This window comes from Streptomyces sp. NPDC058751 (assembly GCF_042746485.1).
Classification (GTDB): domain Bacteria; phylum Actinomycetota; class Actinomycetes; order Streptomycetales; family Streptomycetaceae; genus Streptomyces.
The window spans coordinates 34,424-49,031 of sequence record NZ_JBHYPZ010000026.1 but is presented as its reverse complement, the minus strand read 5'-3'; the positions used below and the strand labels follow the sequence as shown (position 1 = coordinate 49,031).

The 14,608-nt window shown below is 72.8% G+C and carries 14 protein-coding genes; 3 read left to right on the top strand and 11 right to left on the bottom strand.

Translation table 11 applies throughout. The annotated features are described in order from the left end of the window. Positions 1–93 precede the first annotated feature (93 nt). Genes ACFW6B_RS23795 through ACFW6B_RS23785 form a run of 3 tightly spaced genes read left to right on the top strand, consistent with a single transcriptional unit; the run spans position 94 to position 2,562 of the window. A complete protein-coding gene (locus ACFW6B_RS23795) occupies positions 94–762 on the top strand; it encodes a hypothetical protein (RefSeq protein ID WP_386598550.1) in 669 nt (222 codons plus the stop codon). 31 nt (positions 763–793) lie between these two features. Further along, positions 794–1,789 (top strand): ATP-binding cassette domain-containing protein, encoded by a 996-nt coding sequence (locus ACFW6B_RS23790; protein WP_386598549.1) that lies wholly within the window; start codon positions 794–796, stop codon positions 1,787–1,789. Next, positions 1,786–2,562, top strand: coding sequence for an ABC transporter permease (locus tag ACFW6B_RS23785; protein WP_386598548.1), 777 nt, complete (start codon positions 1,786–1,788; stop codon positions 2,560–2,562). Before ACFW6B_RS23790 ends, ACFW6B_RS23785 begins: the two co-directional genes overlap by 4 nt. Before the next feature lie 94 nt (positions 2,563–2,656). On the opposite strand, the gene ACFW6B_RS23780 is transcribed toward ACFW6B_RS23785, so the two are convergent. The 11 genes from ACFW6B_RS23780 to ACFW6B_RS23730 form a co-directional block, all read right to left on the bottom strand. Further along, on the bottom strand, positions 2,657–3,673 hold the full coding sequence (locus ACFW6B_RS23780; RefSeq protein ID WP_386598547.1) for a ScbA/BarX family gamma-butyrolactone biosynthesis protein: 1,017 nt from the start codon (positions 3,671–3,673) through the stop codon (positions 2,657–2,659). Positions 3,674–3,706: 33 nt separating this feature from the next. After that, positions 3,707–4,180 (bottom strand): flavin reductase family protein, encoded by a 474-nt coding sequence (locus tag ACFW6B_RS23775; RefSeq protein ID WP_386598546.1) that lies wholly within the window; start codon positions 4,178–4,180, stop codon positions 3,707–3,709. A 118-nt stretch (positions 4,181–4,298) separates the two neighbouring features. Further along, positions 4,299–5,414: an LLM class flavin-dependent oxidoreductase gene (locus tag ACFW6B_RS23770; protein WP_386598545.1), complete on the bottom strand. Its 1,116-nt coding sequence runs from the start codon at positions 5,412–5,414 to the stop codon at positions 4,299–4,301. A gap of 108 nt (positions 5,415–5,522) precedes the next feature. Beyond that, the gene (locus tag ACFW6B_RS23765) at positions 5,523–6,800 is read right to left on the bottom strand and encodes an ATP-grasp domain-containing protein (protein ID WP_386598544.1); all 1,278 of its coding nucleotides are present in this window, start codon (positions 6,798–6,800) and stop codon (positions 5,523–5,525) included. Positions 6,801–6,923: 123 nt separating this feature from the next. Beyond that, complete coding sequence (locus ACFW6B_RS23760) at positions 6,924–8,288, bottom strand: PLP-dependent aminotransferase family protein (RefSeq protein ID WP_386598543.1); 1,365 nt, start codon at positions 8,286–8,288, stop codon at positions 6,924–6,926. Next, positions 8,285–8,578 (bottom strand): YciI family protein, encoded by a 294-nt coding sequence (locus ACFW6B_RS23755; protein ID WP_386598542.1) that lies wholly within the window; start codon positions 8,576–8,578, stop codon positions 8,285–8,287. The genes ACFW6B_RS23760 and ACFW6B_RS23755 overlap by 4 nt, the downstream gene beginning before the upstream one ends. Positions 8,579–8,613: 35 nt before the next feature. Next, complete coding sequence (locus tag ACFW6B_RS23750) at positions 8,614–9,369, bottom strand: SDR family NAD(P)-dependent oxidoreductase (protein WP_386598541.1); 756 nt, start codon at positions 9,367–9,369, stop codon at positions 8,614–8,616. A gap of 54 nt (positions 9,370–9,423) precedes the next feature. Next, a complete protein-coding gene (locus ACFW6B_RS23745; protein WP_386598540.1) occupies positions 9,424–10,674 on the bottom strand; it encodes an MFS transporter in 1,251 nt (416 codons plus the stop codon). Then, positions 10,674–11,870 carry an IS701 family transposase gene (locus tag ACFW6B_RS23740; protein WP_386598539.1) on the bottom strand — a complete coding sequence of 399 codons (1,197 nt, stop codon included), beginning with the start codon at positions 11,868–11,870 and terminating at the stop codon, positions 10,674–10,676. The genes ACFW6B_RS23745 and ACFW6B_RS23740 overlap by 1 nt, the downstream gene beginning before the upstream one ends. Positions 11,871–12,121: 251 nt before the next feature. After that, positions 12,122–13,639 carry a hypothetical protein gene (locus ACFW6B_RS23735; protein WP_386598538.1) on the bottom strand — a complete coding sequence of 506 codons (1,518 nt, stop codon included), beginning with the start codon at positions 13,637–13,639 and terminating at the stop codon, positions 12,122–12,124. Next, positions 13,636–14,559: an FAH family protein gene (locus ACFW6B_RS23730; RefSeq protein ID WP_386598537.1), complete on the bottom strand. Its 924-nt coding sequence runs from the start codon at positions 14,557–14,559 to the stop codon at positions 13,636–13,638. The genes ACFW6B_RS23735 and ACFW6B_RS23730 overlap by 4 nt, the downstream gene beginning before the upstream one ends. Positions 14,560–14,608: the final 49 nt, after the last annotated feature.

The window sequence follows — 14,608 nt, the reverse complement described above, 5'->3', positions numbered from 1 at the left end:
TATGTTGCCGGATAGGTGAATGCAACGTAGCGTTTCTGTCATCGGAAAGCAGCGGGCCGACCAGGGCGCGCGATGCCGGAGAAGGAGAGCATCATGCAGAAGTTCGACACCCCCGCCCCCGTCTCGGCCGTCCTCGACATCCCCGCGGGCCGCATCCAGTTCATCGCCGCCGACCGCGCCGACACCACCGTCGAGGTCCTGCCCGCCAACCGCTCCAAGAGCCGCGACGTGAAGGCCGCCGAACAGGTCCGGATCGCCTACGCCGACGGCGTCCTGCGCGTTGAGGCCCCGGAGGCGAAGAACAGACTCCTCGGCCCGTCCGGGGCCGTCGAGGTGACCGTGCAGCTCCCGGCCGGCTCCCGCGTCGAGGCGAAGGCGGCCGCCGCGGAGTTCCGGGGCGTGGGACGGCTCGGCGACGTCACCTTCGAGGGCGGCCACCGCTCGGTCAAGCTCGACGAGGCCGACAGCGTCCGCCTGACCGGCCTCGACGCCGACATCACCGTCGGCCGCCTCAACGGCCCCGCCGAGATCAGCACCCAGAAGGGCGATCTGAACATCACCGAGGCCGCGGGTGGGCAGATCACGCTGAGCACTCAGATGGGCCACATCACCATCGGCACCGCCCCCGGGGTCTCCGCGTCCCTGGACGCGGGCACGACCTACGGACGGATCAGCAACACGCTCAGGAACACCGGCGCCACCCCCGGCCTGACCATCCGCGCGACCACGGCCCACGGCGACATCACCGCCCGCAGCCTCTGACCCGCAGGCTCGACAGAAGGAGCAGCACCCCATGAACGACCCGGCCATCGCCGCACACGGGCTGCGCAAGTCCTACGGCGACAAGACCGTCCTCGACGGCATCGACCTGACCGTCCCCGAGGGAACCGTCTTCTCCCTGCTCGGCCCGAACGGCGCCGGCAAGACCACCGCCGTCAAGATCCTCTCCACGCTCATCTCCCCGGACCCCGGCTCCGGCCCGATCCACGTCGGCGGCCACGACCTGGCCACCCAGGCCCAGGCCGCCCGTGCCGCGATCGGGGTCACCGGCCAGTTCTCCGCCGTGGACGGCCTGATCACCGGTCAGGAGAACATGCTCCTCATGGCCGACCTGCACCACCTCTCCAAGGCCGAGGGCCGGCGCGTCAGTGCCGAACTCCTGGAGCGCTTCGACCTCACCGAGGCCGCCCAGAAGCCCGCCTCCACCTACTCCGGAGGCATGAAGCGCCGCCTGGACATCGCCATGACCCTGGTCGGCGGCCCGCGCATCATCTTCCTCGACGAGCCGACCACCGGCCTGGACCCGCGCTCCCGGCACAACATGTGGCAGATCATCCGTGAACTCGTCACCGCCGGCACCACGGTCTTCCTCACCACCCAGTACCTGGAGGAGGCCGACGAACTCGCCGACCGCATCGCCGTCCTGAACGACGGCAGGATCGCGGCCGAAGGCACGGCCGAGGAACTCAAGCGGCTCGTCCCCGGCGGACACGTCCGCCTGCGCTTCACCGACCCGGCCGCCTACCGGTCGGCGGCCGCCTCGCTGGGCGACGCCTCCCGCGACGACGAAGCCCTCGCCCTGCAACTCGCCAGCGACGGCAGTCAGCGCCAACTGCGCGCCGTCCTCGACCGCCTGGACGCGGCCGGCGTCGAGGCCGACGAACTGACCGTGCACACCCCCGACCTCGACGACGTCTTCTTCGCCCTGACCGGCGGCACCGTACCGAGCCAGCCGAGCAAGTCGAACCAGCCGAACCAGCCGAACAAGCCCGAGGAGGCTGTCCGATGAGCTCCATCTCCCTCGCCGTGCGCGACTCGTCCACGATGCTGCGCCGCAACCTCCTGCACGCCCGCCGCTATCCCTCGCTCACCCTGAACCTGCTGCTCACCCCCGTGATGCTCCTGCTGCTGTTCGTCTACATCTTCGGTGACACCATGAGCGGCGGCGCGGGCCGCTCCGCCTACATCGCCTACATCGTTCCCGGCATCCTGCTGATGACCATCGGTTCCACCGTCGTCGGCACCGCGGTCTCCGTCGCCACCGACATGAACGAGGGCATCATCGCCCGCTTCCGCACGATGGCCATCCACCGCGGCTCCATACTGTTCGGACACGTCGTCGGCAGCGTGCTGCAGGCGGTCATCAGCGTCGTCCTGGTGGGTGCCGTCGGCGTCGCCATGGGCTTCCGCTCCACCGACGCGACCGTCGTGGAATGGCTGGCGGCCTTCGGACTGCTCGCCCTGTTCGCCCTGGCCTTCACCTGGATCGCGGTCGGCATGGGCATGGGCAGCCCCAACGCCGAGGCGGCCAGCAACAACGCCATGCCGCTGATCCTGCTGCCCCTCATCTCCAGCGCCTTCGTCCCGCTGGACTCCATGCCCGGCTGGTTCCAGCCGATCGCCGAGTACCAGCCCTTCACCCCCGCCATCGAAACCCTGCGCGGACTCCTCCTGGGCACCGAGATCGGCGACAACTGGTGGATCGCGCTGGCCTGGTGCCTGGGCCTGAGCTTCCTCGGTCACCGCTGGTCCAAGGCCCAGTTCGACCGCGACCCCGCGTAACCGCGTCCGCGCGGACACGGTCCCGCCCCGTGACCGACGTCCCGGCCCCGGGGCGGCGCACCCCGGCAGCACGCCGGAGCGCGCCGCCCCGGGGTCAGTCGCACAGGGCCGCCACCACCAGGCTGTCGAAGGCCAGGACGCCGTTCTGGGAGGCGGTCACACGGACCGCCGCGTCCTCGGACGCGTCCTGCTGGGGGAGCACGGTCGCGGCGATGTGGCACGCGACGTCCAGCTCCACGGGACGGTGGAAGGCGCTGCGCACCTCGACGGGCAGGACCCGGTACGGGGCGCGGACCGCCTGGGCGGCTTGGCGGGCGGCCTCGAGGAGCAGCATGGCGGGCACATGGTCCACGGGATGGTCGAAGAGCGCGGGGTGGCTGGGGTCGACCCGCAACTGCCAGGTGTGGCCGCCCCGGCCGGAGCGCGCGGCCGGGACGCCGAGCACCACGTCCCGTACGTCGAGACGCCCCACGACGGGCGGTGGCAGGGCCTCGGGCAGCGGCGGCAGCCCCGTGGGCGGGTCGAGGCGGTCTCCGCGCAGCCCGGCGTAGGCGGCGGGCGACAGGACGTCGAGGCTGATGCGGCCGGCACCGACGAACTCGTCGTCGTCGCGCAGCAGTTCGGCTTCCACGGTCATGGCCGTCGCCGCCACCGCACGAGCGCCGGGGGCCGCGGGAGGGTCCGTGCCGGGGGCCGGGTCAGGGCCGGGGGAGCGGGCCACCTCCAGCCGGATCTCGGCCGGCCGGCTGCCCAGGAGGAGAGCGGCCGGGACGACCTCGATGTCCAGTTCGCCGATGACCCACTGGTGGCCGCGGGGAATGCCGTAGTAGGTCTGGCCGACCAGCAAGGACGCCTGTCTCAGTGACTCGGCCGCCAGCAGGGGGTCGTACCAGGTGCCGGCGATCGGCGCGTAGAAGGCGTGGCCCCGGGGCCACTGGGCGCCGAGGAAGAAGGTGTCGGCTCCCGTCCGCTGCCAGTCGGTGATCAGTACGTCGGCGATGGCGCTGCGGTCGACGAGGTGGCGGGGTGCGGTGCGCAGGTAGGAGAGTTCGCCCTGACCGGGACCGTGGTCCGGTGCCAGGAGCGCGCGCGAGGATCGGATCGAGGACACGCGGGTCTGCCCTTCTCGTGGCCGGCGGCCCGGTCAGGCGACCAGTTCGGCGAAGCGTCCGGCGTGGAAGACCAGCGGACCCTCGGTGTCGGTGACGGCGCCCTCGACGGCGTCGGCGATGACCAGTTCGTGGTCGCCGGCCTGGTGGATGGCGGTGATGCGGCAGTCCAGCCAGCCCAGACCGTCCGCGGGTATGGGGTGCCCGGCGCGGGTGGAGTCCCACTCGCTCCCGCCGAAGCGGTCGGCGCCCCGGGTGGCGAAGGTCCGGCACAGCTGCGCGTGCTGCCCGCCCAGGATGGTCACGGCGAAGCTTCCCGCCTCCCGGATCGCCGGCCACGTGGTCGACGTGGAGGCCGCGCACAGGGCGATCAGCGGCGGGTCGAGGGAGACGGAGGTGAAGGAATTGACGGCCATGCCCACCGGTCCCGCTTCCGTCTGGGCGGTGATCAGGACGACCCCGGTGGTGAACCGGCCGAGGATGTCGCGGAACGAACGCTGCTCCAGCATGTGCTCTCCATGAGTTGTCGAGTGGCCGAAAAGGGCCGGCGCGGGGGCGGGAGATCCCGCCCCCGCGCCGTGTGACGGTCCCGGTGCCGGTTGACCCGCCCCGCGCCGCGGGTGAGGGTCAGCGGCCGGCGGCGCGGCTCGCGACGGCCCAGTCCACCGCTTCCTGCGGACGGGCCGCGGAGCCGGTGATCTGCGGGGACACGTAGCGGGCCAGCAGCTCCAGGCTGCGGTTGGTCTTCTCGTACGAGGTCCAGTCGGCCACGTAGACCAGGAGGCTGCCGAAGCCGCCGGTGGCCTCCTGCATGCGCCGGATGCCCTGCACGACGTCCTCGACCGAGCCGACGAGCGCGCCACCGGCCTCCACCCGGGCCTCGAGCGCCCTCTCGCGCGGGGTGTCCGGGCTGATGACCTCGCGGCCGGCCGCCTTGCCGAAGTACTCGAACAGCCAGCGGTCGTACCCCTCGCGGACGTCGGCGAACGCCTCGGCGCGGGTCTCCGCGACGTGCACCGGGAGCGCGATGCGCCAGTCCTCGCGCCGCAGGGTCCGGCCGTGCTCGTCCGCGGACTCCTCCGCGTACTTCCACTGCTGCGCCAGGCCGATGTGGTCCGGGGCGCCCGGCGTCATCAGCGCGAAGGGCAGCGCGAACGACGTCATGCTCAGACCGTACTTGCCGACCAGGCGCGGGCTGGAGGACGAGGTGCCGCTGGTGGCCATGGCCACCTCGATGCCGTGGGGGTTGAAGCGGGGCAACTGCAGCTTCGCGTCCTGGAGTTCGTACCAGTCGGTCTTCTGGGTGATCCGGGAGTCGCCGTTGACGAGCTCCAGGACGGTCGGCAGGGCCTCGTCCAGGCGGCGGCGCTGGACGTCGGGGGCGAGGCCGAACATCTTCGCGTCGAAGGGGACGCCGGGGCCGACACCGAGGATGTAGCGGCCGCGGCTGAGGTGGTCGAGGTGGACGGCCCGGCTGGCGACGTGGAAGGGGTGGTGCCCGGACAGCGGTACGACGCCGTGCGCCAGCTTGATCTGGCCGGTGCGCTGGGAGGCCGCGGCGATCATCGTCTCGGGCGCGCCGACCAGGCCCCAGCCCAGGGTGTGGTGCTCGCCGAACCACGCCTCGTCGAAGTTCAGGCGGTCCGCGTGCTCGACCAGGTCGAGGTTGCGGCGGACGGCGAGGTGCGGGTCCTGGCCGGTCTCGTGGACGGGGGACAGGAAGAGACCGATACGGCTGTGCACAGCATTCCTCCGGGGAACATGAAGAAGACGGAAGCGGGTCTGGATCTCTCGGTCCGGAACCGGGTCCGGATCCGGGTACGTGCGCGAGGACGCGCGGAGAGCGGTGGGTTACGGCTGAGGCTGAGGGGTGACGCGGTAGACGCTGTCCTTGAGGCCGCGGACCTTCTCGTAGTCGGCGTCGAGCAGCGCCTCGTCGCGCGCCGTGAGGTAGACGCGCATGGAGCTCGTCAGCAGGTCGGTGGTGGGGCGGATCCGCGAGCCCGGGGCCAGCTTCAGGCCGGCCAGGAACACGCTGTCGAGCGCGCGGATCTCGTCCACCGCCACGGTGTCGACGGCGTCGACGACACCGTCCTGTTCGGTGGGGGTGTTGTAGACGACGCCGGGCTGCAGGCGGGTGTAGACGCGGCCGCCGTACTCACGGCGGAACTCCTCGGGCCGGACGTACGCGCGGGCCGCCAGCCCCGCCTGGTTGTGGCCGAGGCACACGTCGTGGAAGCCGGCGTGGATGTTGCCGTTCAGGCGGGTGCCGATCTCGACCAGCGCCGGGCCCTGTTCGGTCATGATGACCTCGGCGTGCGCGGGCCCCCAGCGGACGTCGAGGGCCGCCAGCACCTCGCGTACGTACGCCACCAGGGCCGGCACCGGCCCGGCGTCCGGGGCCAGGAGGATGTCCCGGTTGTAGATGTTCTTGCCCGAGGGCAGGAGCGTCTTCTCGTACTGCCACACACCGCAGGCGTAGTGCTCGCCGTCACTGCTGACCGTGTCGACGATGTACTCGGTGCCCTTGAGGTACGACTGGACGAGGATCTCGGTGTTGGCCGCGCCGAAGATGTCCTGCGAGGCCAGCCCGGCGGAGGCCGCGGCCGCCACCTCCTCGGCGCTGTCGCAGACGTACACGCCGTCCGAGGCGGCCGAACTGAGCGGCTTGACGACGACCGGGTACACGCCCCGCTCCTCGGCCCAGCGGACCAGCTCCCGCACGTCGCCGCTCTTGAACTGGTCGGCGCACCGCACCCCGGCCCGCCGCAGCGCCTCGATCATCTCGTACTTGTCCCGGCGGGCCGCCGACAGACGGGTGCCGTTGGACGGGACGCCGAGCGCCTCGGAGAGGCGGTCCGCCAGCGGTACGGCGCCCTCCTGGCCGGCGACCACACAGGCCGGGGCGTACGGACGGAGCCGTTCCAGCAGCGCCTCCTCGTCGCCCTCGACGATGTTCTCGTCGTAGGCCGACAGGTCGGGGGCGAGCATGGAGGGGATGAGTTCCGGGGTGCTCTGCACGTGGACGACCCGTGCACCGGTCTCGGTGAAGGCCGCGGGGTAGAAGTTTCCGGCGGAGTAGCCGTCGACCACCACGACGGTGGGCCGCTGACTGCTGGTCTGGCTCATGGTCGTCCTTCTTCTGACGCGACGCGTCGTCGCTCGTTCACCAGGGGGAGTGCACAGCGGGGGTGCGAGGGGTACGGGAGTGCGGGGCGTGCGGGTGTGCGGGTGTGCGGGCAGGACGGGGTCCTACGCGCGGGGTGACTCCGAGATGAAGCGGGCCAGGCGCGCGACGCCCTCGCGGATCGCCTCCGGCGCGAGGTTGCTGAAACCGAGCCGGATCTGCCGTTCACCGCCGCCGCCGATGTGGAACATGCTCATCGGCGCCCAGCTCACGCCGTAGTCGCGGGCGCAGCGCTCCATCTCCGCCAGCCCGGCCTCGAACCCCACCTCCACGGTGAGGAAGAAGCCGCCGCGCGGGGTGTTCCAGCGCACCCGGTGCTCGGCGTACCGCTCGGGCGGGAAGTGCTCGGCGAGGCTGTCCAGCGTGGCCTGGAGCCGCTCCAGGTAGACGGCGGCCAGCTCACGCGTCGCGGGGCGCAGGGTGTGGCCGTTCTCGACGAGGATGCCGCCGACCACGGCCTGGGACAGGGAGGACGATCCGACACTGAACATGGCCTTGGCCCTGGACAGTTCCTGCGCCAGCGTGCGGGTGACGCCGTCGGCGGCGGTGACCGGCTGGTCGGCGACGAGGTAGCCCAGGCGGGCGCCGGGGAAGGCCGACTTGGCGAACGAGCCGAGGTAGATGACACGGCCCTCGGTGTCCAGCGACTTGAGGGTCGGCATCGCCTCGCCGTCCCGTGCGAACAATCCGTAGGGGTTGTCCTCCAGGATGACCAGGTCCTCCTCGGCCGCCACCTCCAGCAGCCGGCGGCGGGCCTCGACCGGCAGCACCGTGCCCGAGGGGTTGGAGAAGTCGGGGACGAGGTAGAGCGCGACCGGCCGCCTGCCCCCGGCCCGTACGCCGCGCGCCGCCGCGGCCACCGCCTCGGGGTCGAGGCCGTCGGGGCCCTCGGCGATACCCTCGACGGGGATGTCGAGCATCCGGGCCGCACCGCGTATGCCGACGTAGGCCGGGGAGACGCTCAGCAGCACGTCGTCGGGGCCGGCGAACAGACCGCGCAGGGCGACCAGCGTGGCTTCCTGGAAGCCGTGCGTGATCATGATGGCTTCGGCGGGGACGTCGATGTCCTCGTCCTGCCGCAGCATCCGCGCCACGTCGTCCTGGATGAAGCCGTTCACCGGCCCGTACTGGAACAGCGTCCGCGTGATGCGGTGTTGCGGGACGCCGCTCTCCTGGAGGTGCTTGACGTAGCGGTCGATGTGGAAGGAGAGGTCCGCCAGGTCGTGGTTCCCGTCGTAGGGCGCCCCCGAGGAGAAGGAGAGGGCGTCGGGGAACTTCATGGCGGTCTCGCTGAGGATCCGCATCGAGTCCATCGCGGGATCGGCGATCCCGGCGTGCAGCGCTTCCTGGCGCAGGGCCAGGGCCGCCCAGCCGCTGTCCGCCGTGTCCGCGGCCTCGGACGCGGACGATGTCGTGGTGCTCAAGGTCATTTCCTTCCTTCCGTGATCCAGCTGCCCTTGCCGGGCGACCACTGGCGGATGCGGGTGGCGGCGACGATCCCGCCCTGTACGTAGGGCTCGGCGTCCAGCACCTTCTGGAGTTCGGCCCGGTCCTCGACCTCGTAGAGCAGCAGGCCGGCGTTCTCGTCGGCCAGCGGCCCGCCCAGGAGCAGCACGCCGCTCCGGGCGAGGCGGTGGAGGTTCTCGGCGTGCGCCGGGTGCAGTTCCTGGCGTCCCGCGCGGTCCACGTTGTACTCGAATTCGACGACGAACTTCGCCACGGTTGTCTCCTCTTCGCTCTTTCCGGTCCTGGGGCTCACATGTAGAGGCCGCCGTTGACGTCGATCACCGCGCCGGTGGAGTAGCCGGCGCTCTCGGAGCACAGGTGCAGGACGCTGCCGACCGCCTCGGCGACCGTGCCCATGCGCCGCATCGGCAGCTTCGAGAGCACCGCCCGCTTCTGCTCCGGGTCGCGGCGCTCCCAGGCGCCGGCCACCCGGTCGGTCGCGATGGGCCCGTGGGCGACCACGTTGACCACGACCCCGGCGGGGGCGAGCTCGTAGGCCATCTGCTTGGTCATGCCGATCACGGCGGCCTTGGCGCCGACGTAGGCGGCGTTGTTGAAGTGGCTGTAGGTGCGGCCGCCGGCCGAGGCGAAGTTGACGATGCGTCCGTAGCCGTCCTGCGCCATCCGCGGGGCACACGCCTTGATCGCGACGAACGTGCTGACGACGTTCTCCAGGTGGGACTGGCCGAAGTGCTCCTCGGTCAGGTCCGCGTACCCGATGACCCGGGTGTCGCCGCCCACCCCGTTGACCAGGATGGAGGGGGCGTGCCGGTCGACTATGTCGGCGAGCTGCGCCTGCGCCGCGGGGATGTCGGTGATGTCGCCGACGACCACGTCGACCTTGGTCTGCCGTGCCAGTTCGGCGGCGAGGCGGTTCACGGCCTCCTCGTTCCGGTCGAAGAGGACGAGGGTGTGCCCTTCGCGGGCCAGGCCGCGCGCCACGTCCTGGAGGATTCCGCCCGCCGCGCCGATCAGGAGGGCGGTGCGCGGGGTCTGTACGGTCATGTCGATTCCCTGGGTTGGGGTTGTGGCTGGGACGGGGAACTGGGGTGGGGAGGATCAGGGCCGGCCGGTCGGGCCCGGCGCCGCGGCGGTCTCGGGGTCCTGGTCGGGGACCGGCCGCTTCGCGGTGGTGGCGGCGAAGCCGGAGATCCGCGGCAGGGACCTGAAGCCGACGGCGACGCCGAGGCCGAGGACGAGCAGGCCGGTCCACAGGAACGGGTATCCGTAGGCGTTCGCCACGGTGATCCCGACGGGACCGCCGATGACGAAGGCGGCGTTCCAGGCGAAGAAGTAGGAGCCCTGGTACGTGCTGACGCGTCCCTCGGGGGCCCGGGAGGCGATGAAGGTCGCCGACATGGGCGCCCACAGGACCTCGCCGAGCGTCCAGACGACGGTCGCCGCGGTGAACAGGACGATGTCGTCCGCCAGGGCGTTGACGCCGAAGCCGACGGCGATCAGCGCGGCCGCCAGGACGAGCGGCGTCTCGTCGCCCATCCCCTTGACCACCCTGGGCACCAGGGGGAGCAGGGCGATGGAGAGCACCGCGTTGACCGCCAGCACGATGCCGATGTCCCCGGGGCTCAGCCCCGACCGGCGCATGTCCAGCGGCAGGGCCGAGTTGACCTGGAGGTAGACGCAGGCCAGCAGGAAGACGAGGGCGAGGAAGGCGACCAGGACCGGTGAGCGGTAGGGCTCGCCGATGCTGCGTGCCGCGCGCCGCAGGGCCGACGCCCCGCTCCCGCCGGGCTCCTCGGGGCTCTTCCTGTCGGCGGGCAGGCCGCAGACCAGGAGCGCGTAGACGGCGCTGCCGGCGGCCCAGACGAGGAACAGCGCGGGCGGGTAGGCGGAGAGCAGGAACCCGGAGATGACCGGGCTCAGCGACATCCCGACGTTGAAGCCGACGAGGAGGAGGCTGTAGGCCTTCGAGAACTGCTCCGGGGGGACGATCCCGGCGATCAGCCCGGCGCCGGCCGGCCGGTCCACCGCCGACAGGAAACCGGTCGCGAGCGAGAGCAGGCCGAGCGCGTACACGTCGGTGGTCACGAGGAACAGCAGGGCCGTGGCGGCCGCGAGCGGCTGGGCGGCGATGATCGTGCGCCGCGGCCCGATCATGTCGGCCACCGCGCCGCCCACCAGACCGGAGACGAGGACGCCGGCCCCGAACAGGCCGACCATGACCGGTGTGGTGCGGGCGTCGACCAGGTGGTCCTGCTCCAGGAAGAGGACCAGGAAGGCCGGGGCGAGGATGCCCAGCCGGCTGACGGTCTGCCCGGCCCAGAGCAGCCAGAACGTCCTGGGAAGCGCCATCAGTTGCCGCCCCTTCGTGCGGTGGTGAGGCTGCTGTACGCGAAGGCGGCGGAGACCAGCGTCATGTGGTGGTGCCATCCGGGGTAGGACCGGCCTTCGAAGGCGCGCAGCCCGAAGTCGTCCTCCAGCTGCCGTACGGTGTCGGCGGTGCCGGCGTGCAGGGCCGCGAGTTCGAGCAGTTCGCCCGCGGGCCGGTTCACCAGACTGGTGATCCAGGTCCGTCCGAGGCGGCGGGTTTCCGGGTCCCGCTCGGCGAACACCCGGTAGACGGACGGGTGTCCGGCGGCGCGGGCCGGCCGGGCCGCCCCCGGCTCCGGTTCCGGCAGCCGGACCAGGCCGGTCAGGACGTGCGCCGCGCGCTCCTCGCCCCGCCGGGTCCGTAACGTCACGGGGTGCGGGGCCAGGGCCTCGCGGCGGGTGAGGAACTGCCGTGCCGTCAGGGCGGACTGGTGGTCCTGACGGGCCGGGCGGACGCCCGGCGGCGGGGCCGGGACGGCCAGGACCGGCAGGGCGGAGGGCACCGCGAGGACGAAGTGGCGTCCCCGGGAGCTCAGCGCCCGCACGATCTCCCCGCCGTCCGCGTAGCCGTCGAGGTCCGCGACCACCGGCACCTCGGCGAGCCGCCCGGCCGTGGGCAGGCCCTCGACCAGGTCGAGGGCCTGTGCCTCGGCGGAGCGGTGCCCGGTGCTCTCGGGGATGCGGGCCCGCCGGCGCAGCGCCGGGTCGTTGGACCACGGGTCGGGCAGCAGCAGACGCCAGTCGACGGGTACGTCCTCGGTGTCCGTGGAGAGGAAGGCGCCAAGACCGACCTGGCAGTTGAGGGTGCGGCCGGCCTGGGGCACGAAGCGGCGGTGCACACCGCAGGACCGGTCGCCGCGCTTGGGGACCACGGCCAGTCCGATGGTCCAGGCGCGGGGCGCGGTGTGCCGCTGGACCCAGCGGGTCAGCTCGGCGCGTACGGGCTCCCACGCCCAGGGGCTGGCGTTGATGAACTGGTGCAGGGACTGGGGGGCCGTGCACGAGTCCGACACGGTCGCCGCCAGGCGCCGCACGCTCTTCTTGCCCGGTGTGGTCAGCAGCCCCTCCATGTAGGCGTGCGCCCACCGCCGCTGGTCGGCCCGGGGCAGCCGCCCGAAGAGCTCCTGCGTGAACGCTGAGACCGATGTCCGTGCCCGCGTGCCCGGCTTCGTCGCCATCGCTCGTGTCCCTCCCGCTGGTCCTGCTGTCCCGGCCCCGAACGGCGCCGCACTAAAAGAATAGAGAACGATCGCTTTGTTTTCGACTCCGGGGTGGGGGCTGCCGGATACTTAGCGAAGTCCGCTTGCGAGATCGGCCGGAAAATACGGCTTGACCTGCGCATACGTGGAAGCGGTGCGCAGAGTCGGGCGACAGGGTGTGCAGGGTCGGGCGACAGGGTGTGCAGGGTCGGGCGACGGGGTCCGCAGGGTCAGGCGACGAGGTCCAGGGCGCGCGCGGTCAGTTCCGCCGCGATCTCGGGCGCGGTGAGACCCCCGTCGCCGGGCGGAGTCCCCGCCCCCGCCCCCGATTCCGGGAGGCCCGGCATCCCCAGTGACAGCGTGAGGGCTCCCCTGAAGCGGGACAGGTGCAGGACGCCGGGCGGCCGGGGAACCGCGCCGCGCACGGCCGCCCCGCGGGTGGTCCCGTACGCGGCTCCGTACCCGCCGTTCGTCCCGTCCGCGGACACGTACGGAGCGGCCCCGTCCGGGACGGCGTGCCCGGCCGGGTGCGGGACGGCTCCGTACGGGGTGGTCCCGTACCGGGTCACCAGGGCCGCGTGATGACCGAGCACGGTGTCCACGTACCCCTCCTGCGCGACCCGGAAGACGAGCCCGCCGCCGGAGGCCGCCGTCTCGTCCTCGACCGCGCGCCGGATGCGGGCGTGGTCCTGCCGGACCGGGCGCCAGGCGGCGTCCGCCGCCCGCACCGCCAGACCGTACGCGCGGGCGCGCTCCACCAGCGCGCCACCGTCCCCGGCCCGTACGGTCGCCCGTACGACGTTGACGAAACAGCCGACCTCGGACACCCGGACGCTCTCCGCGTACCGCCCCCGCAACGAGACCGCCGTCAGCAGCGCCACCTCCTCCTCGCCCGCCGCCCGCGCACAGGAGTCGGCCAGCGCCGCCGCGAAGAACTGGCCCGCGGAGATGCGGTGCCGCCCGCACCACGCCGTCAGGCGCGCGCTCTGCCGCGCGGTCAGCGACACCGGCACCACGCCTCCCGCACCGCCGGCCGCCGCGACCGTCCCCGTCGCCCCCGGACCCGGGGCCGCGCTCTTCGGCCCCGCCGCACGGCGTGCGAGCGGGGTCCGCGGGGGCGGGACCGGCCCCGCCCCCGGGATCGGTTCCATCCCCGTACCCGGGTACGGGGGCGGCGGCGCCCGGTAGGTCAGCTCGTCCGCGTCCGGGGCCGGGTCCTGCCGGTAGCCCGGCCGGCCGCAGCCGGCCGCGCCCTGCCCGAGCAGGGCGTCCAGCAGTGCCCGCAGCAGCCGCGCCGTGGACGGGCCGTCGCACAGCGCCGGGTGACAGGTCAGCAGCAGGTGCGTCGCGGCGGCGGCCGGATCGTGTCCCACCCCCAGCCGCCACAGCGGGCCCCCGGCCGTCAGGACGTCCCCGGCGCCGGACGCCGGGAGGCCCCCGGCACCGGATCCCAGGTCCCAGGCGGGATGGGGGCCGGACGCCGTACGCATCTCCTGCCGGAGCTGGTCGGGCGCGAAGCCGGGCACCTCGTGGAACCACAGGCTCCCGCCCTCCTCCACGATCCTCAGGGACAGCGCGCGAAACCCCCGCGCCCACCGCGCCACGGCCCGCTCCACGTACGCCGGGGAGAACACGGCGGCCACCGTCAGACGCGTGGCGGCCTGGGTCCGGCCGCCGGTCAGCGCGTGCCGGTAGGCGCAGGCCGCCTCGGTCCCGCTGAGCCTGCGCAGCACCCCGGCCGGCGTCATCCCGCGACTCGTCCCGCGACCGGCCGCGGCGCCCCCTGGCCGGGCCAGGAGACCGTGTTGGTCAGGCCGACCCCGTGGCTGTCGAAGTCGAGCGTGACGCGGTCCCGGTCGGCCATCGTGAACCCGCCGTGGAAACTGCTGCGGTCGGCGCCGAGATACACGTAGTGCACCCGCCCCGGGTGCAGCAGCGCCCCGTGGGAGAACAGCCCGGACATCATGTCCTCGAGCCCGTAGTGCAGCGCCTCGGTCCCGGTGGCGAACTCGCCCTCCCAGACCCGCGCGCCGTCCCGCTCGATCGTCACGCGCCCGGTCACCGACCGGGGCGGCTCGTCCAGGAACAGCCAGGGCGCCACCCCGGCGTCGCAGAGCTTCGCGTACGACAGGTGCCCGGGGTGGCGCCGGAACCGGCCGATGTCGGTGAGGTCGTTGCCGAAGGTGTAGCCGGTGTAGCGCGGGCTGCCGTGTTCGTCGGTGACGAACACCAGCACCACTTCCGCCTCCTCGCACAGCGCGACGGCGCCCGGCGGTACGGACAGCGGCTCGCCGGAGACCTTCAGGACCTCCCCGAGCCCCTTGACGAACCAGTTGGGCTGCGCCTGCGTGGCGGCGTCGACCTTGACGTTGTGGGTCTGCATGAAACCGCTGACCATCGCGTCGCCGACGGACGCGGGCAACAGCGGGGGCCGCGGCACGAGGCCGTCGCGTCCGTCGGCCGGGACGACCACCTCGGGCCGGCCGGCGGTGAGCGCCGCCCGCAGCGCGGCGCCGTCACCGCCCGCCGCCGACACCGCGGCGACGACCGCGGCGCCCAGGTCCTCGGCGGGGCGGACCGGGTGGAGCCGGACCGGCTCGCCGTCCCCGGGCAGGCCGAGGCCGAAGTGGCGCTCGCCCTGGTAGGTGCATTCGAAGAACACGTTCATGGCGGAGATCTCCTTTGGGGCCGCCGCACCGGTGTGGGAGCGGGCGGCA